The 19316-nt window shown below is 27.4% G+C and carries 16 protein-coding genes, 1 tRNA gene and 1 rRNA gene; 10 read left to right on the forward strand and 8 right to left on the reverse strand.

All coding sequences use genetic code 11. The annotated features are described in order from the left end of the window. Positions 1-87: ribosomal RNA gene (locus EJL03_RS14550) — 16S ribosomal RNA — on the reverse strand; the annotation flags it as partial. A gap of 558 nt (positions 88-645) precedes the next feature. On the opposite strand from EJL03_RS14550, the gene EJL03_RS14555 reads away from it, so the two are divergent. The 4 genes from EJL03_RS14555 (at position 646) to EJL03_RS14570 (ending at position 3305) form a co-directional block, all read left to right on the forward strand. Beyond that, positions 646-1338: a DUF969 domain-containing protein gene (locus EJL03_RS14555; protein WP_279222090.1), complete on the forward strand. Its 693-nt coding sequence runs from the start codon at positions 646-648 to the stop codon at positions 1336-1338. 15 nt (positions 1339-1353) lie between these two features. Continuing rightward, positions 1354-2310 (forward strand): DUF979 domain-containing protein, encoded by a 957-nt coding sequence (locus EJL03_RS14560; protein WP_125154704.1) that lies wholly within the window; start codon positions 1354-1356, stop codon positions 2308-2310. Positions 2311-2339: 29 nt separating this feature from the next. Then, positions 2340-2957: a pyroglutamyl-peptidase I gene (gene pcp / locus EJL03_RS14565; RefSeq protein ID WP_125154705.1), complete on the forward strand. Its 618-nt coding sequence runs from the start codon at positions 2340-2342 to the stop codon at positions 2955-2957. A 259-nt stretch (positions 2958-3216) separates the two neighbouring features. Next, positions 3217-3305, forward strand: a tRNA-Leu gene (locus EJL03_RS14570). Between the two features lie 50 nt (positions 3306-3355). Here the strand turns inward: EJL03_RS14570 and EJL03_RS14575 are convergent. Continuing rightward, a complete protein-coding gene (locus EJL03_RS14575) occupies positions 3356-3778 on the reverse strand; it encodes a hypothetical protein (RefSeq protein ID WP_125154706.1) in 423 nt (140 codons plus the stop codon). A 234-nt stretch (positions 3779-4012) separates the two neighbouring features. On the opposite strand from EJL03_RS14575, the gene EJL03_RS14580 reads away from it, so the two are divergent. Continuing rightward, entirely contained in the window at positions 4013-4405 is a 393-nt protein-coding gene (locus EJL03_RS14580) for a hypothetical protein (RefSeq protein ID WP_125154707.1), read from the forward strand. A gap of 541 nt (positions 4406-4946) precedes the next feature. Continuing rightward, positions 4947-6122, forward strand: coding sequence for a beta-aspartyl-peptidase (iadA, locus tag EJL03_RS14585; RefSeq protein WP_125154708.1), 1176 nt, complete (start codon positions 4947-4949; stop codon positions 6120-6122). 43 nt (positions 6123-6165) lie between these two features. Here the strand turns inward: iadA and EJL03_RS14590 are convergent, their stop codons facing one another. The 5 genes from EJL03_RS14590 to EJL03_RS14610 form a co-directional block, all read right to left on the reverse strand. Further along, entirely contained in the window at positions 6166-6573 is a 408-nt protein-coding gene (locus EJL03_RS14590) for a ribosomal maturation YjgA family protein (protein ID WP_125154709.1), read from the reverse strand. Between the two features lie 265 nt (positions 6574-6838). Continuing rightward, positions 6839-7654 carry an undecaprenyl-diphosphate phosphatase gene (locus EJL03_RS14595; RefSeq protein ID WP_125154751.1) on the reverse strand — a complete coding sequence of 272 codons (816 nt, stop codon included), beginning with the start codon at positions 7652-7654 and terminating at the stop codon, positions 6839-6841. A gap of 105 nt (positions 7655-7759) precedes the next feature. Further along, the gene (locus tag EJL03_RS14600) at positions 7760-8869 is read right to left on the reverse strand and encodes a transglutaminase-like domain-containing protein (protein ID WP_125154710.1); all 1110 of its coding nucleotides are present in this window, start codon (positions 8867-8869) and stop codon (positions 7760-7762) included. 90 nt (positions 8870-8959) lie between these two features. Next, positions 8960-10528 carry a phosphoenolpyruvate carboxykinase (ATP) gene (gene pckA, locus EJL03_RS14605; RefSeq protein ID WP_125154711.1) on the reverse strand — a complete coding sequence of 523 codons (1569 nt, stop codon included), beginning with the start codon at positions 10526-10528 and terminating at the stop codon, positions 8960-8962. Between the two features lie 413 nt (positions 10529-10941). Beyond that, positions 10942-12612: a tetratricopeptide repeat protein gene (locus EJL03_RS14610; RefSeq protein WP_125154712.1), complete on the reverse strand. Its 1671-nt coding sequence runs from the start codon at positions 12610-12612 to the stop codon at positions 10942-10944. A 311-nt stretch (positions 12613-12923) separates the two neighbouring features. Between EJL03_RS14610 and EJL03_RS14615 the strand changes: the two genes are divergently transcribed. The 4 genes from EJL03_RS14615 to EJL03_RS14630 all read left to right on the forward strand — a co-directional run bounded on the left by EJL03_RS14615 (position 12924) and on the right by EJL03_RS14630 (position 18290). Further along, positions 12924-14063, forward strand: a complete 1140-nt coding sequence (locus EJL03_RS14615; RefSeq protein WP_164509111.1) for a CapA family protein — start codon at positions 12924-12926, stop codon at positions 14061-14063. 52 nt (positions 14064-14115) lie between these two features. Further along, positions 14116-15477: a Mur ligase family protein gene (locus tag EJL03_RS14620; RefSeq protein WP_125154714.1), complete on the forward strand. Its 1362-nt coding sequence runs from the start codon at positions 14116-14118 to the stop codon at positions 15475-15477. Between the two features lie 33 nt (positions 15478-15510). Then, positions 15511-16245 (forward strand): type 1 glutamine amidotransferase, encoded by a 735-nt coding sequence (locus tag EJL03_RS14625; protein ID WP_125154715.1) that lies wholly within the window; start codon positions 15511-15513, stop codon positions 16243-16245. Positions 16246-16430: 185 nt separating this feature from the next. After that, the gene (locus EJL03_RS14630) at positions 16431-18290 is read left to right on the forward strand and encodes an LTA synthase family protein (RefSeq protein ID WP_125154716.1); all 1860 of its coding nucleotides are present in this window, start codon (positions 16431-16433) and stop codon (positions 18288-18290) included. 72 nt (positions 18291-18362) lie between these two features. Here the strand turns inward: EJL03_RS14630 and EJL03_RS14635 are convergent, their stop codons facing one another. Further along, entirely contained in the window at positions 18363-19205 is an 843-nt protein-coding gene (locus EJL03_RS14635) for a polysaccharide deacetylase family protein (protein WP_243108730.1), read from the reverse strand. Positions 19206-19316: the final 111 nt, after the last annotated feature.

Consider the following 19316-nt stretch of genomic DNA (forward strand, 5'->3'; position numbering starts at 1 on the left):
ACTCCCGAAGGAGCTTCATCGCTCGACTTGCATGTGTTAGGCACGCCGCCAGCGTTCGTCCTGAGCCAGGATCAAACTCTCAATTTAAAAGTTTAATCTTTTTTAGCTCATCGCTATTTTAACACTTTGTGTTAAGAATTAACTGGTTTCATTCTTCTCTGTTTAATTTTCAAAGATCAACCATCGCCCTTAAGCGACTTCTTAATGTTATCATTTTTTTCCTTGTTTGTCAACAACTTTTTTAACTTATTTTGTTGAAGTTTTGTTGTTGTTTGCCGCATCTCTTGGCGACAAGTGTTATTCTATCACAGCATTATATATATACTTTATGTATTAATACCTTTTATATAAATATATCTTCTTTTTTATATTATTTTCTCCTTTTTTCTCTCTTTTTTACACAATGACACGCCAGAATAGGTTTACTATATCTAATTATTCCAATCAGCTTTATTACCCTAGATTCTGCAATACTTCCATAAATATTTTATAGAACCAACAAATCTATATTCTTAACAAATAAAACCCTATGTAATCCTGTGTAATATTAATATTTATTTTGATTTTTTATTTAATAGAGAAAATTGTTTATTTTTGTAGAATTTTATATAAGATATTATTTAAAATAAGGAGGATATTTAAATGATTAAATTAATAGGTGTACTTATAATTGTTATTGGTTTTATTTTAAAACTTGATACTATAGCAGTAGTTGTTATAGCTGGATTATCTACTGGACTAGTATCTGGTTTATCATTTAATGAAGTTGTAGAAATACTTGGGAAAGCCTTTGTGGAAAATAGATATATGTCTATATTTATAATTTCGCTACCATTAATAGGCTTACTTGAACGATATGGTTTAAAAGAAAGAGCTGCCTATTTAATTGGTAAAATTAAATCAGCTACAGTAGGTAAATTAACCTCCATGTATTTAGCCATTAGAGCTCTATCTGCAGCAGCAAATATTAGAATTGGTGGACATGTTCAATTCATTAGGCCACTAATTCTTCCTATGGCTAAAGGCGCTGCAGAAAATAAATATGGAAAATTAGATGAAGAAGATGAAGAACACATAAAAGGTTTAGAAGCTGCCGTGGAGAACTATGGTAACTTTTTTGCTCAAAATGTATTTCCCGGGGCAGGGGGAGTTTTGTTAATTGTTGGTTCTTTAAAAGAATTAAATTACAAAGTAGAAGCCTTAGATGTAGCTAAAGCATCCATACCCGTTGCAATTATTATAGTTATAATAGGTTCTATACAATTTTTCTATTATGATAAAAAGTTTAATCATAAGTATAAAAATGTTATAAAAGAAAAAAATTCTTTAAAATCTTAATGGTGGTGAATAGTAATGTTAAAAGATAGTTTATTAGAAATTTTATATATACTGTGTGGACTAGTTTCCCTTTATTCGGCTTTCTGTACTTTTAAAGATAAAAATCATCAATCTAGAATCCCTACTACACTATTTTGGGCTATATTAGCATTTATTTTTATGTTTAGTAGAATAGGGCTTGTATGGGGTAATAAAGATATTTTTGTTAGCGATTTAACTATAGGATATTTAGTAATCATACTAGCACTTCTATCTGCCTTAAAAGTTGTGAAATTTCCTAAATTCAATGAGTCATCTGAGGAATTTAAAAATAAAATGTCTCAAGTCATAGGAAATAAAATATTTATTCCCGCAATTACTTTAGCATTATTTACAGTAGTTATTGCTCAAATATGGTCAAAACAAATAGGTACAATTGTGCCAATAGGTATTTCTTCTATTGTTTCCATAATTTTAGCTCTATCAATTACCAAAGGTAGTTCAAAAGAAATGATGGATGATGGAAGAAGATTACTTGAAGTAGTGGGACCTGTAAACATTCTTCCCCAATTACTTGCAGCTCTAGGATCTGTTTTTACTGCTGCAGGAGTAGGAAATGTAATAGCCGGTGGAATAGAAAATGTTATTCCTAAAGAAAATATTCTGCTAGGTGTAATAGCTTATTGTGTAGGCATGGCAGTATTTACAATAATTATGGGAAATGGTTTTGCAGCATTTTCTGTTATAACGGCAGGAATTGGAGTTCCCTTTGTAATAGCCCAAGGCGGAAACCCTGTAATTGTTGGCGCCCTTGGATTAACTGCTGGATATTGTGGAACACTACTTACTCCAATGGCTGCAAACTTCAATATAGTCCCTACTGCAATACTTGAAATAAAAGATAAAAAATATGGTGTTATAAAATATCAAGCACCTATAGCTATAGCTATGCTTGTTATTCATATATTACTTATGTACTTTTGGGCTTTTTAGCCTTATTTTAAAAGGAGAGTGACTTTAAAATGAAAATATTAGTAACAGGTTTTGATCCCTTCGGAGGTGAAAAAGTTAATCCAGCCTTTGAAGTAATAAAAAAACTAGAAAACACTATTGGTTCTATAGAAATAATAAAACTTGAAGTTCCAACTGCCTTCAATGCTTCTATAGAAAAAGCATGTGAGAAAATTAAAGAAATAAATCCAGATGCAGTTATATGTATAGGACAAGCTGGTGGAAGATCTGATATTACGGTAGAAAGAGTAGCTATAAATATTAATGATGCACGAATTGCTGACAATTTAAAACAACAACCTATAGATACTTTAATAGATGAAGAAGGAAAAAATGCATACTTTGCTACAATTCCAATTAAAGCTATTGTTAATGAAATAAGAAAAGAAGGAATCCCAGCATCAGTATCAAATACTGCTGGAACTTACGTATGCAATCATTTAATGTATGGAGTTTTAAACTATATTCATAAAAATAGTTTAAATACCAAAGCAGGTTTTATACATATTCCTTATCTTACACAACAAGTAATAGATAAAGCTAACACTCCTTCCATGTCCTTAGAAAATATGGTAGTAGCGATTAAAACTGCACTTAAAACTATTGGTAAAAAAGAAAATACCAAGTAGGATAAATGATTTTAAAATTAATACCATTTATTAACAAACTAGTTTTCTATAATAAAAATAAAAAATGATTTATATAAATAATTCCACATACAAATTTTAGTATGTGGATTTTCCTTATGTATTAACTTTATACTATTTAAAACTTTTCTGCTTTAATTGATAAATTTCAACTTTTTTATATATTTTTTTAAATAGTATTGACTTGCTTAAAATATGGTAATATAATAATATTTGTCCATTGGACAAAGTTACCTAATATGCCGAAGTGGCGGAACTGGCAGACGCACAGGACTTAAAATCCTGCGGTGCTAAAACACCGTACCGGTTCGATTCCGGTCTTCGGCACCAAAAGAGAAGTTTTAAACTTCTCTTTTTTTATTTTAATCCAAATTCTTTTCTTAAATACTCCGTAGCTTCTTTATCAATACTTGTTTTATTAAACTTTTCAGAATTTCCATGTAGTTGTGCAAAAAATCCATCCTCTTTTCTAATACTCCTATTTCTTCTAATTTATAAGTAACATCCTCTTTAAATACAGTATCCCATTCCTTTTTCGAAAAAACATTGTGGAACTTTTCATATTCTTCATATTTCAAATCTTCGCAGTACTCTCCATCATAAAATACAACTATTTGGTTATTTGATATTATAATATCCTCTACTTTAGAATATATAGGTTTTTTTATATTATTAGAAATAATAAGTATAAATAGTTTTTCTTTAACTGATATTAATTTTAAAAATTGCACCTTCCCTAGTCCCATATCATTTCTTACCCATTTTTTGTTTATTAATCCAATTAGTCTTTCAGAATAATTCATATCTACACTCCCTTATTAAAAAGCTTATTAATACTTATTTGTATTATTCCAATTGCCATGCTTTTATATACTTTTTTAAAGACTAAAATATTTTAGTATAAACTGTTTATAATAATAGCAAAATATTAATATACAAAAGTATTATATAATGTACAAACTCAAATTCTATGTTTCTTTTTATTTAATAACATAGTATAATTAAGTTGTAAACTTTTCCAAAAGGGAGGAAAATTTATGCGAAAAACAATTATTTTCAAGAAATTAACTCCTTATGGTTTACCAGACGATTATAAAATATATCTAGATTCATTTTTATGTAATTGCATTAGAAATAGTGATTGCAGATTATCTAATCTTATATCCAACTATACTAAAAATTATAATCCAGTAAGTAGACCATATAATATCTCTGACATGTATATGGATTGCTCAGATGAATGCTACAATTACTCTTCAGAACCAGATATTATAAAAATCACATTTTCATCAGATTCTCCAGAAGTAATTCAAGCTTTATTAAATGGAATTAGAGGAAAAGTTTTTCAAGTACACGATACAAGGTTAGAAATTTTAGATGTAGTAGATGCTCAAAATGAATACGTTGAAGAGTTATACAGTTTTTCTTAAAGAATTTAACTAATAATAAGTAATGGGTGAAGAATAAGGGACTGTTTCAAAAGAACTATATTTCTTTTATGAAGCTATACTCCCTCCTCTTCACTCCTTAACTTTTTTGTAATTATTATTTTTCACAACTGAATGTATTTCACCTAAATAGCTTTTTTTAATATTAATTACTTGTTTATAGAAAAATAAAACTTACTTTTTCTTAAACTTAATAAATTTCCCCTCTTCTACTTAAAATCATTTCAATACATAATCAATAACTATTAAAAAACCCTTAATATATTATTTTAAATACCTATAAATTTAATTAAAAAATCTTATAGATAATCTATTAATATAATTTCTCTCTTTATGATTTTTACAAAAGATTTATTTTAATTACATAATGATTTTATAGATAAGTTTGTTTTTATTTTATTTAAAATTCTATATTGAAATGTTTTTTCCAAAAATAGTAACTGTATTTTTTAAAAAAATTGTTGTAATATTTATATTAAATAATAAATACTCTTTAATTAAAATTTTGAAAGGACGTGCCCAAATGCTAACCTTGATAAAAGGTGGACAAGTATATTCTCCAGAGTATATTGGCAAAAAAGATATTTTAATATGTGGAGATAAAATAGAACGTATAGATGATTTAATTAACATACATACTAATAGTTTATCTATTAAAACCATAAATGCTGATGATTGTTTGATATTCCCTGGATTTATAGATTCTCATGTTCATATTATAGGTGGTGGTGGAGAAGGAGGTTTTAAAACAAGAACCCCTGAAATCCAACTATCAAACTTAACTCTATCTGGAATAACAACTGTAATAGGATGCTTAGGTACAGATAGTTTATCAAGAAATATAAAGTCTTTATTTGCTAAATCTAAAGCATTAGAAGAGGAAGGAATTTCCAGTTATATGTATACTGGATCTTACAAAATACCTGTAGTTCCACTTTTAAACAATATAGAAGAGGATATTATGCTTATAGATAAAATTATAGGTGTAGGTGAAGTTGCATTATCAGACCATCGTTCAAGTCAGCCCTCCTTTAAAGAGTTTAAAAATTTAGTTGCCCAAGCTAGAATAGCAGGTATGTTAGCTTCAAAAGCAGGTATAGTAAACATTCATATAGGTGATAGCAAAACTGGTATAAATTATCTACAAAAGCTTTACGAAGAAACCGATATACCAATAACTCAAGTTATTCCTACTCATGTAAATAGGAGTAAAAATTTATTTAAAGAATGTATAAAGTATTGCAAAAATGGAGGATATATTGATCTTACCACAAGTACTACAAAAAAGTTTTTGCAAGAAGGGGAAATTAAATGTAGTAGTGGACTTAAAATGGCACTTTTAAATAATGTGCCCATAGAAAATATATCTTTTTCCTCAGATGCTCAAGGAAGTCTACCTTATTTTGATGATGATGGTAAATTTTTAGGACTTAAAATTGGAAAATGCAGTTCACTTTACAAAGAAGTTAGAGATGCAATACTCTATGAAAACATTAATATAGAAGATGCTATTAAAGTTATAACCTGTAATCCAGCCAAACATTTAAAACTTAATTATAAAGGTTTTTTAAATGAAGGTTACGATGCAGATATAGTCATGGTTAATAAAAAAGATTTACTTATTAAAAATGTAATAGCTAAAGGAAAACTTATGGTTAAAAATTATGAAGCCTTAGCTAAAGGATTATTTGAAGATTAATATAAAAGAGCTGCTAATAAATTATATATTAGCAGCTTAAACATTAAAAAACATATTTCTTTTTTTGAAAATTAAATATTATATATTCAAAAATTATCCCCACTCCAATTCCAAGGGTATAAGCAACCAAATCATTCCACGTGAAAACATTTCCTAATATTAATGCTCCTAAAGTTGTCAATCTTATATTATCTATCCACGGGGCATGATATAGCTGAGTTATTTCAATAATATAGCAAAATAATAATGAAACTTTTGCAACCTTTTTCAACTCCATATTTTTAAAAATAAATCCACAGATTATAAAAATCATTAATGCCCAGAGTGCATCCCCTAAATATATATTTAAAAACTCTGGAATAATATATTTAAACTTTCTGCTACCCAAACCTAAAAACATTACCATAATAGCACAAAATCCATAGAGTAACCTATTACGTATATACTTCATATTTAAAACCCCATTTTTGATTTTTTTCTTACAATTTAACTTACTACATATTTATAAATATTTGTATACCTTATTTGAATTTTACTTCTTATAATTTAAGTTACTATATATTTATAAATTTTCACAAAACAATTTTAATTTTATTTCTTATAATTCAATTTATTATTTATATTTAATTCAGTAAAATAAATATTTATATTATATAATAAAATTAAAGGATTTCCCTTAAAGGAAACCCTAATAATAAGTTAACTTTTTCAAGTTATCATTTAAGTACTCCAAATAAAGCCAAAATTAGTATTATAGCTCCTATAAAAATTCTATATATAGCAAATATTCTCATAGGCTTTTTTTGAAGAAATTTTATAAACTTTTCAATAACTACAAGTGAAACAATAAAAGCCACTACAAATCCAACTATTAAAGCTATAGCCTCAACTGTACTCATAGTGATACCGTGTTTTATTAATTTAAGCCCTGAAGCCCCAAACATCATTGGTATAGCTAAAAAAAATGAAAATTCTGCAGCTACTACTGTAGATAAACCAGCAATCCAACCACCCATTATAGTTGAAGCTGATCTAGACATTCCTGGCCATAATGCAAGACACTGAAACACTCCTACTACAAAAGACTGTCTCATATTCATATTATCTACTTCTCTAGTCTTTCCTCTTTTTCTTCTGAATTTGTTTTCAATGGCTATCATCAGTATACCACCTACAACTAATGCCGCTGCCACTGTAATAGGGTTCATAAGTTTAGCATCTATTATATCATCAAATAAAAATCCTAGTATTACAGCAGGTATTGCTGCTACTACTATATTTATCCAAAATTTTAATCCTCTTCTATCCGGTGCAAAAATATCTTTTACACTGTTTATAAGCCTGTCCCAATATAAAACTATAACCGCAAGTATTGCTCCTAGCTGAATTACTATTTCAAATAAATTAGCAAAAGAACCTTTAAAATCTATTAAATGTCCTACCAATATCATATGGCCCGTAGAGGACACTGGAATAAATTCAGTTAGACCTTCTATTATAGCAATAATAATAGCCTTAAATATAAGTAACATTAAATCACGCTCACTCTCCATTTAATTTGTAACATCCCTAATTCTAAATAAACCATGTTTAATTATACTATTTTTTTACCATTTAACCAATAGTAAATTTATATATTACTTTTTATATTCTATTATTATTTCTCTTGAAACTTTCTTTCCATCTTCAGAAAACTTTACTTTATTACTGCCTTCTTTTAATGTAACAGTAAAATATCTATTTATTTTAGCAAAGGATGAATCGTCTACACTTATAAAGAATCCTTCAAGCATACCGCTATCTTTAAAAACCGCTCCATTTAATGTTACTGTTTTTTCTTTACTGTTTTCATCTTGTTTCTTTTGTGAAAAAATTAGTGTGGATTTTTTATCTGTGGATTTATTTTCATTAACTATTCTAGGTGATTTATTAAATAATCTATCTTCCTTAACAAAAATATTAGGTTTTATTAAATCTCTCCCACCTATGGATGCGTTTTTATTTATATAAGTAATATAAGAATTACTTTTTACTACTCCATAAATATTATTATCTATCTCTATTGTATATGTATATAAATAGGGTTTTATTTTTCTTATATATTTATTAATATTCTTTACTCCCTTAGTTGTAACAGTTTCTAATCCACTATTTAATACCTCTATACCGCTTAATAGTTTCCCATTTGATTCCATATAACAGTTATTCACAACATCTAAAAGTATCCATTTATTATATTTATCACTCCATATTTCACAGACATAATAATAATTATTTTTGTTTTTTTCTTCTACGGAATCTGGTTTAAATTGTCCTCGTCTTACATACATCCCTAAAGAAGAAGCTGCTTGACTATATACAATTGCAAAGTCTTTATCTGAAAGTGTATTATTTTCTCCTTCCTTTAATATGCCCAAAGCGTCTTCTTTTGTAGTAACACTGGTTTTATTAAACTTAATCTTACCATTTAACCATTCCATTAGTTTTAACGCTTTATCAAAATCATCCTTGCTATCCTTTACCACTTCATCTAAGTTATATTCTTTTTTTAGTTTCTGCAAATTTGGTTCCTTAGGATCTTCATAATAAAATTTAATATTATCCCCCTCATAAAAATTATCCCACTTTACAATTAAAGCCCCCTTACTTTCTTCATTATTACTACATCCAGTAAAAATACTTATAATTACTATAAGGAGCACCAAAAGAATCCTATTCTTTTTAGATTTTATCTTACTTTTTTTCATAAAATTCACCACCAAATATATTCTTACATTAATCTTATCGAAAAACAAGGAGCTAGACTTTATAAAATCTAACTCCTATAATTTAATTCATTATATTATTGGACCTGCTTTTCTTATATCATCAGGTACATTTTTAAACTTTTTAAAGTTTTCTATAAATCTATTAGCCAAGCCCATTGCCATCTTTTTATAATCAACTTTATTTTCCCAAGTATTTTCTGGATTTAAAATTTCTTTTGGCACTCCTTCACATTCATTAGGCATAAGTATCTTAAAAATTGGGTGCTCATTAAATTCTACCCTTTCAAGTTTCCCTTCCAAAGCAGCAGTTATCATAGCTCTTGTATAGGAAAGCTTTATTCTATCTCCCTTTCCATATCCACCATATAACCATCCCGTATTAACCAAAAATACATTGGTACCGTATTTTTCTATCTTCTCCCCTAAAAGTTGTGCATATATAGAAGGATTCATTGGCATAAAAGGTTCTCCAAAACAAGCTGAAAATGTAGCTTTAGGCTCTGTTATGCCTCTCTCTGTTCCTGCTACTTTACTAGTATAACCTGACATAAAGTGATACATGGCTTGTTCCTTAGTAAGTTTTGAAATAGGCGGCATAACTCCAAACGCATCTGCAGTTAAAAATATTATAGTACTTGGTATAGAACCTGTCCCAGTTAATTCTGCATTATCTATATAATTTATTGGATAGGCTGCTCTAGTATTTTCTGTACGTGAACCATCATCATAATTTGGTTTTTTATGTTCATCCAATACTACATTTTCTAGTAACGTACCAAATTTTATAGCATCAAAAATTTCCTTTTCATTTTCCCTTGAAAGTTTAATTGTTTTAGCATAGCATCCCCCTTCAAAGTTAAATACTCCATCTTGACACCACCCATGTTCATCATCCCCTATTAGTTTTCTAAAAGGATCTGCGGACAAAGTAGTTTTGCCTGTACCTGATAATCCAAAAAAAATAGCTGTATCTCCTTTTTTACCTATATTAGAAGAAGCATGCATAGGGAATACCCCTTGCTCTGGCAAAAGGAAGTTCATAACTGTAAACATAGACTTTTTTATTTCCCCTGCATATTTAGTTCCACCTATTAAAACAACCTTTTTATCAAAATTTATTAATACAAAAGCCTCTGAATTAACCCCATCTTCTTTTCCTTTTGACTTAAACCCCGGTGCTGCAATTACTGAAAATTCCGGTATAAAATTCTCCAATTCTTCTTTACTAGGTCTTACAAATAGCTGATGCACAAATAAGGACTGATAAGCATATTCGCATACTATCCTCGTGGGTAGATTATGTTCCCGCATGGTGCCTACAAACCCATCAAATATAAATAAGTCTTTATCCTCTAAATATTTTATAACTTCATCATATAATTTATTAAAAACTTCTTCTGTTGTTGGCTTATTCACTTTTCCCCAATTAATTTTTTCTTCAGTGCTTTTTTGCTTAACTATAAATCTATCCTCTGGCGATCTTCCTGTATATTTCCCAGTGTCAACAACTAAAGCCCCATTTTCACAAAGAACTCCCTCACCCTTATTTACTGACATTTCAATAAGTGTTGATACAGGGAGATTCCTAAAAAGATTCTTACACTTCTTTATCCCCAAATATTCTAGACTTATACCCATAAAACATACCCCCATGATAAATTTTCAAAATATTCATTTTATTATATTGTATACTAAAATTTTGTAAATTTAAAGTTCCTATTTTCATAATTTTAATGTATTTATACTTTATGTGCTTTAAAACACTTATTTATATGTTAAATTTAAAATTTATTTTTATATAAAGATAGTTATAAAACCATTGATATTATAGGATTATAAAAAATAATATTTGTAAAATCATGGATTTTTTTCTAATATTGTAAAAAGTTTGTTAATATTTTATCTAACTATACTTTAGGTTTTATATTTTAAAGCACAAACTATTTATTTATATATAAATAAACATTTTAAGATTATTTTAAAAATGCTGTTGACAAATTATATTTATCAACAGCATAAGAACTATTACTTTAATAGTCTGTAAATATAAATTAATAAAATAAAGTTAATTCTGGTACCGGAAGTTTTTCATTTCCCTTAGCATTATTATATGCATCAAGTAGCTTTTTTGCTTTTTCATAATTTTCAGTTATAGTTTTTCTAGTATATTCCCCTGTATTTTTATCTATTTTGTCATAAGCAGATTTTAAATTTTCTACCCCTTTTTCAAGTTCTGAAGACACCATGACATAATAACATCCTGCATTATTAAGCGTTAACATATCATCTTTGTCTGCATCATAGGCATCTTTAATCTCCGCTAAAGCATTTTCATATTTACCATGTAAAAAATAAACCGTTCCTAAAGTTCTATGGTATTTAGGTACATCATTTTGAATATCTATAGCTTTTTTAAGAATTTTAATTGCTTCATCATCCTTTTTATTTGATAAATGTATAAGAGCTATATTATATTTTATTTCTGTATCAAGGGGTCTTATTATTTCAGCTAACTTAAAATATTCTAAAGCCTTATTACTATTATTAGCAGTACTTAAATAATACTCTGCTATATATAAAATAATATTATAATTGTAGGGTTCCTTAAGTAAAGCAATTCTAAAATAAGGTTCACCCTCTACACCCTTGTTTTCAGCTTTTAAAATATCTGGCATTAAAAAAGCATAATTATCTACATAATTCTGATTTTCATATATGGATTTTTCAGCAAACTCTCTTGCCTTTCCCAAATCCTTTTTGTGTAAATAATACCATGCTACAGTGTGTAGCACTCTATAGTCATCTTTATTATCACTTACGAGTTTACTTATTATAGCCTCCGCTTTATCTTTTTCATTGGTTCCTTCATATATATAATATTCTATTACATACTTTTCAATTTTACCTAAATCTTTATCTTTAATTTCACCTAAGATTTTGTCTGCCTGAGAAATAGTATCTACACTCATTGAATATATTTTAGCTAACCACATCTTATATGCTACATCCTGTGGATTTTTCTTAGATAAAACTGAGATATCTTCTAAAAGTTTGTTCTTATCATATAGGGACATCTGTACTAAAGAATCATATATTTTATACTCATCTTTATCTAAGTCCCATGCCTTTCTAAGTTTTTCGTAGCCATTAACATTATCTCCAATTAAAATAAGCATCCTTCCATACTCTGCCATATCATAAGCAGATCCTTCATCTACAGGATAAGTTTGAATAAGTTTTTTTGCTTGTTCATACTGAGAATTAGCCATATATACAGCAAACATTGTTTTTACCAAGCTTTTATCCTTGGGATATATCTTTAACGCCTCATTTCCATCCTTTAAAGCAGTAGCATAATCCTTATTCATATATTCTGTAAACACTATATAATTTAGAACCTCAGAATTTTTGTCTTTTGATTTTTTAATTTCTTCTATATATTTTTTAGAGTTTTCTATATCACCTTTTACAGAATAAATCTGAGCGATTTTAGCTTTCCATAATAAGGATTTGTCTTCACTATATAATTTTTCGAATTCCTCTATGGATTTATTAAAATCGGATTTTAAAAAATACTGTTCCCCTTTATTTTTTTCTATATTATATTTTTTATTTTTATTTGTCTTTGTATATATAAAGCCTGCCAATAAAATTATAATAACTATTCCAATAATTATAGGAAACTTATATTTAGCTATGTCTAACCTTTTTGGTTTATTCATGTCTAAACTCCTTTCAAAATTTTATGTTTATTTTATTTTATACTTTAATGGCTACTACTATACAATTAAAAATAAAGTTGAATTATAAAAATTATTGTGAAATCACACCTATTAATAGAATTTATTACAGATTTATACGCAAATTTTGTTAAGGTAGGTATGATTTTATCAAAAATAGGATGAAAAAACTATAGGATTTATTTGTATTTTCTAGTGATATATGCTGTAAAATACTTTACTATTATAGGTAAATATCTTACAATTTTATATAGTATTAGTAATTAGTTGTATTAAAAAAAATGGAGGTTATCATGGGAAACAAAACTAACAAAAAACCATTTATTTTTATTTTCATTGGCCTACTTATTATGTTAGGAACAGTTTATTATGTTATTTATTACTCTGTTAATAATATGAAAAAGGCCGACAACCACAAAAATGTATCCGCTACTAAAGAAGTAACTGCTAAGGTTTCAAAAGAAAAGGCCAAAAAAGACACTTATTCACAGGTCCTAATATCATTTTCAGGAGATTCAACTATAGGACATGACTCAAATTTTAATTTTGCTAATAGCTTACCTGATGTTTTAGGCAAAAATAACAATGATCTTTCTTATTTTTATAAAAATGTATTGCCTATTTTTAAAAAAGATGATATTACAATAACAAATTTAGAAACAACTTTTACTAATTCAAAAGAAAAGGCCAAAAAAGACTTCAACTTTAAAGCTGATCCCTCTTATGCTGAAGCATTATCCTTAGGATCAATCGAAGGGGTGAATTTATCAAATAATCATATATACGATTACAAAAAAAAAGGTTTTGAAGATACTATAAAAGCTTTAAAACATAATAATATAAACTTTTTTGGTCAGGGAAATATATGGGTAAAACAAATTAAGGGAATTAAATTTGGTTTTTTAGGTTATTTAGCCTTTAATGATACATCCGAATTTAGGGCTAAAATAAAAGAAGATATTAAAAAGTTAAAAAATGATGGATGTATGGCTATAATAAATTTTCATTGGGGAATTGAGAGTAATTACTATCCTATCGAAATGCAAACTAATCTTGCGCATTTTGCTATAGATAATGGTGCCGATCTGATAATTGGTCATCATCCTCATGTTATACAGGGTATTGAAAAATATAAAAATAAATTTATATGTTATAGTTTGGGTAATTTTTGTTTTGGAGGAAACTTTAATCCTAAAGATAAAGACACATTCATATTTCAAATAAAATACAAATTCAAAGACAATAAAGCTATTTCCTATGGCGTAAAAGCTATTCCTTGCAGTATATCTTCTGTTGATTATATCAATGATTATTGCCCAACCCCTTTAAAAGGTGATAATAAAGCTAGAGTTTTAAAGAAAATAAATAAGCTTTCTCCTAATTGTAATTTTAAAATATCTGATGAATTTTACAATATAGATGTAAAAAACTAATCTTTTGTATTATAATTATAGAATGTAATTAGTTAATTTTTTTACAAAGGATGTGTTGAAAATTAGTATAAAGTCTTACTTTAGTATAGCAATATCAAAAGTCGTTCTAAAACTTTCTAAAACTTTATTTAAAGGAGGTACTAATTTCCCAGGAAGAGTTGCTCTTAAATTAGATAAAAATATATTAAAAACAGTAGCAAAAAATTATAAAATTATACTTATTACAGGTACTAATGGTAAAACCACTACTACAAATATGATATATAATATGTTAAAAGATAGTGGAATAAATGTAATAACTAATAATACTGGAGCTAATATGCTACCTGGTATAGTTTCTTGTTTTATTGACCACTTTAAGTTTGGGAAAAAGCAGCTTGAACAAAAATTTGCTGTAATAGAAACAGATGAAGCAAATGTATCCCTTGTTACTAAATTCGTTACTCCTGAATATATTACTGTTACCAACTTATTTAGAGATCAACTTGATAGATACGGAGAAGTTTATACTACATTAAACAAAATCTTAGAGGGTCTTAAAAAAGTTCCTTTTTCCACTCTAGTTTTAAATGGGGATGAATCTTTACTTGGAGATTTAGATCTTCCTAATAAAAGTGTATATTATGGATTTAATTGTTCTTTAAATAATGAAACAAAAATAGATTTAAATGCAGACGCTAAGTTCTGTAAAAAATGCAAAACCCCTTATAAATATAATTATTTAACTTATAATCATTTGGGAAGCTTTTACTGTGAAGGTTGTGGTTATAAAAGACCTAATTTAAAATATTCTGTAGAGGAAATAAAAGAACTTACAGCAGAAGGTTCTTATGTTGTAATTGATTCTAAAGAATATTATATAAATCAGCCTGGAACTTACAATATATATAATGCACTATGTGCTTATTCTATATCAAGGGAATTAGACTTAGATAAAGATATTATTTTTAATTCTTTAAAAAGTCAAAAAAGTAGTTTTGGTAGACAAGAATCTATCAATATAGATGGTAAAGAAGTAAAAATTATATTAGTTAAAAATCCTGCTGGTTATGATCAAGCTATAGATACTATTAGTCTAGATAAGAGAAACATAAATTTAGCCGTTCTTTTAAATGACAACTATGCAGATGGAAGAGATGTTTCTTGGATATGGGATGTTAAATTTGAGAACCTTACTTCTCTTAATGTGGATAAGGTAATGGTAGGTGGTATAAGACAATTTGATATGGCTGTTAGACTAAAAATTGCCGGTCTACCATATAAAGAATTTACTGTATGTGAAAATTATGATTGCTTACTAAATGAAATCCAAAGTTGTCATAGTGAAATTGTGTATATTCTGGCTACATATACTTCTATGATTGAATTTAGAAAATACTTATTTAGTAAAAATTATATAAACAAATTTTGGTAAAATTCTACAAACTTAAGAGGAGAGTGAAAATTTATGGAGCTTAATATATGTCACTTATATCCTGACTTGTTAAATGTATATGGTGATATAGGTAATATACTTATTTTGAAATATAGAGCTGAACAAAGAGGAATAAAGGTAAATATTTTTGATGTATCTTTAAAGGATAGCTTTGATGGGGAAAATTATGATATTGTATTCTTTGGTGGGGGACAGGATTATGAACAATCTATAGTTTCCTCAGACTTAATAGATAATAAAAAATTTGCTATATCCGAGTACATAGAAAATGAAAAAGTATTTTTAGCTATTTGTGGAGGATACCAACTTCTTGGCAAATATTACACCACATCTGAAGGAGAAAAATTGGATGGACTTAATATTTTAGATATATATACTGAATCTGGTGAAAAAAGATTTATTGGTAATACTATTATCACCAACGAAAATTTAAAAGAAACCTATGTTGGTTTTGAAAATCATTCTGGAAAAACTTATTTAGGTGAAAAATTAAAGCCATTAGGAAAAGTTTTAAAAGGCTTTGGAAACAATGGTGAAGACGGCTTTGAAGGTTGCATATACAAAAATACCTATGGTACATATTTTCATGGATCATTGCTTTCAAAAAATCCAGAATTAGCAGATAGACTACTAAAGACAGCACTTAAAAATAAATACAGTGAAGATATAGACTTACAACCTTTAGACGATGGATTAGAATTTAAAGCAAAAGAATTTATAATAAACAAATTAAGTGAAAAAAAATAAGTTTTATAGAATCTTAATATTTTATATTAGGATTCTTAATTTTTCCTTAATAAAAACTAAATTTTTCTTTTTTGTTAACTTTATCGCCTTTTTTTATGTTATATTGATTATGGAATATCCTATTATTTTAATTTTTAAAATAATTTAGGATTAAAAATACTTAACATAGAAAGGAATATTAATTAATGGAAAATATTCAGTCAAATACCAAATTAAATACTTCTCTAGATAAGCCATCTGACAAAATTAAAAGAATTATAAAAAATAATTGGCTATTTGTTATAACCCTTTTAGCTATATTTATTAAATCTTTAATTTTTGTATCTTATATTGCCTCATCTTCAGGCAAAAGTTTAAATATAAGCAACTTTCCAATATATCTAATAAATCCAATATTATATTTTAGTATAATTACAGCTTTTATAAGTTTTCCATACTTATTTAAAGGGAAAATACAATTTATAGCTTTTATTTTTATTAATTGTATTATTTCTTTATTTATGTTATGCGATATAGTGTATTATAGAGGATTTCAAAGTCTTATTTCCATATATAATCTATCCCAAAGTGGTAATTTATCAAACTTATGGGATACTATTTTTTCATTATTAAAGTTTACGGATATATATTTTTTTATTGATATACCTATCTTAATATATATTCTAGTAAAGAATAAAGAAATATGTACCTCAATTAAAAGAAAAGTTATTTTATCTATTACTCTTTTAATAGCAGGCAGTGGACTAGCTTTTTACTATCACTATCGCTATGACATTTTAGAGGATGGAGCTAATAAAAGATACTTTCACATGTATTGGTCACCATATTACAGTGTTTCTAATATGTCACCAATAGGCTATCATATATATGATAGTTACTTATATTTTAAAAACTCAAAAAGATTAGTTCTTAAAGCTGAAGATAAAAAAGCCATTAATAATTGGTATAAGAAAAATAATGAACATCTTCCTGATAATTCTTATAAAGGGCTACTTAAAGGTAAAAATCTAATAGTTATACAAGTAGAATCTCTTGAAGATTTTGTTGTAGGAAAAAAAATTCAGGGCCAAGAAATCACACCTAATATTAATAAATTGCTAAAAAATAGTTTGTATTTCCCTGAAATATATGAACAGGTTTCCGGTGGTAATAGTTCTGATGCGGATTTAATGACTAACACCTCCACCCATCCTGTAAGAAGCGGTGCTACATTCTTCCGTTTTCCAGATAATAAATATAATTCTCTACCTTTAATGCTAAAAAATTTAGGTTATTATACATCCGCTTTCCATCCAGATGGAGGAGGATATTGGAATTGGATGCCTGCTTTAACTTCTATAGGATTTGATAAATGTACTGATGTTACGGAATTTAATAAAGATGAGATTATTGGATTAGGTTTAAGTGATGGAACCTATTTAAACCAACTTCAAAATAAAATTGGTAAGCAAAAACAACCTTTTTATTCTTTTTTTGTTACATTAACTAGTCATATGCCTTTTAATTTACCTAAAAAATATAGGGAATTGAATCTATCTAAAAATATTGATAAAACTGTTTTAGGAGATTATTTCCAAAGCATTAATTACACAGATAAACATATAGGAAAGTTTATAGAGGGGTTAGATAAACAAGGAATCTTAAAAAACTCTGTAATAGTTATATATGGAGATCATACAGGTGTTCATAAATATTATAAAGATAAGCTTAAAGATGTAACCCCAAGAGAAGATTGGTGGTTTAAAGATAGTTTACGTATTCCTTTTATTGTTTATAACAAAGATGTTCAAGGAAAGAAGTTTGACACAATTGGTGGGCAAGTAGACTTCTTACCAACTATTAGTTATCTTATGGGTGTTAACGAAAAAATTTATATAAATACAGCCATGGGTAAAAATTTACTTAAGACGAAAAAAAATTTTACAATACTAAGTAATGGTGTGGTTAAAGGTAATCCTAATAATGATGACGATAAAAACCATGCAATTAATGCACTTTATATATCGGATAAAATGCTTAGAAGCAACTATTTTAAAGACAAATAAATAAAATAAAAATAACGCTGTTCATCACAGTGTTATTTTTATTTTAAGGGACAGAGCCTTCTATATTTAAATTTATCTTCTATTTATTACTCCCATTTTTATCATTTTGGTTCTTTCACCTGGTGTTAAATCATCAAAAGTTTTAAATGTAAACCCCTGACTTTTTAACGATTTTATTGTTTCAGGTAATGCCTCTACAGTGGTAGTCTTATAATATCCATCATGCATAAGAACCACAGCTGTTTTGCTATTCCCCACTTGAGACACTATGTTGCTTTTTATAGTACTTGTAGGTACAGAATTTCCTGTAGCATCTCCTGAGGATACATTCCAGTCCACATAATCAATACCTTTTGCGTTTAATCTGTTTCTAATGCTCCTTAAATTTTCAGCTTTACAAACTAAATTATCCGACCCACCTGGTAGTCTTGTATAAAACTCTGGGCTTTTACCTGTGATTTTTCTAATTACATTCTTACATTTTTCTAAATCCTTAAAATAATTTTCTACACTACTATAAATAATTTTATAATCATGGCAATAAGTATGTGGTAATATACACATTCCACTGTTGTTTAATTCTTTTAAAACTTGTGGGTTTCTTTCCGCTTCTTTTCCAATTACAAAAAATGTAGCTTTAATATTGTTTTGTTTTAATATATTAAGTATCTTTGGAGTATTGTTCCCTGAAGGTCCATCATCAAAAGTTAAAAATGCAACTTTTTTACTAACAGAAGCACTTACCATTTGTTCTTGTGACTTCCCATTAAATCCTTCAATATACTCTTTATCTATATTGTTATCCATAGCAAACACTTCTCTAGTTTCCAAAGGAGACATTATTAATACTGATGATATAAAAAATAAACTAATAATTATAGTTTTACAAACCTTAGATAAAATTTTTTTCCCCATGAATTACACCTTCTTTTTATTAATTTCCCTATATTTATAGAGTAACCTTTATACAACTATTAATGCTTACATTTCACAGGGAATTAATGGGCACTAATATAAGGGACAGAA

It is taken from the genome of Clostridium rectalis (assembly GCF_900626095.1).
GTDB classification, from domain to species: Bacteria; Bacillota; Clostridia; order Clostridiales; family Clostridiaceae; genus Clostridium_AS; species Clostridium_AS rectalis.